Source organism: Nosocomiicoccus sp. HMSC09A07, assembly GCF_001808485.1.
In the GTDB taxonomy this organism is placed as follows: domain Bacteria; phylum Bacillota; class Bacilli; order Staphylococcales; family Salinicoccaceae; genus Nosocomiicoccus; species Nosocomiicoccus ampullae_A.
This window is the reverse complement of sequence record NZ_KV793647.1, coordinates 1-674: the sequence shown is the minus strand read 5'-3', so window position 1 is coordinate 674 and position 674 is coordinate 1. Positions and strand designations below refer to the sequence as shown.

1 protein-coding gene is annotated in these 674 nt (G+C 25.8%); it reads right to left on the bottom strand.

The genetic code is table 11. From position 1 onward, the window contains the following. Positions 1-88: 88 nt before the first annotated feature. The coding region (locus tag HMPREF3177_RS08045; RefSeq protein ID WP_210388794.1) for a hypothetical protein at positions 89-674 on the bottom strand (586 nt) is incomplete at its 5' end.

The following is a 674-nucleotide window of genomic DNA, read 5'->3' as shown; positions in this document are numbered from 1 at the left end:
AACGCATTAGCGTTTCTTCAATGCCTTTTTAAAAATTAAAAACCTATGATCTGTTTAGGATCATAGGTTTATCAATTGATTATTACTACTAGGCTTGTGCCATATCATTAATTTCATAGTATTTTATAAAGTTTTCAAACATAGTTTTAAAATATTTATCAGTATAATCATACCCATGTTTTTCAGCATACTCTTGCCATGTCAAAAATTCTGTAGTTTTACTTGAAGCTTTATCAACGAAAGCAAAATTCAATTCTAAATCTCCGTTAGGATTTTCTACTAATTGAATAATTAAATAACCATTGTTATTATCTCCATATTTTTTGATTTCTTTAATAAAATCCTTTTTAAATATTTCTTGTCTTGTAATTGTTTCTAACCATTCTTTATAAAATTCTTGCTCCACTTCAAAGTTTCTTAACTCTTTTTGCTTTTGTCTTAATGAAAAATCTAATACATTATTTCTTTTAGCATAAGAAGTATATAAGTTATTTTCTACATGTAATACAAAACTCATAAGCTCTTTATACATTACCGTACCGTAACCCCATTGATAATGATAAAATTCATTCTTGACGATACCCTCATTATTAATTTTTTGTAATAAAATTTGTGTTCTTTGACCCATTTTAAAAACTCCTTTTTCTACCACTCTTATTATTTTGAGTGTGTAG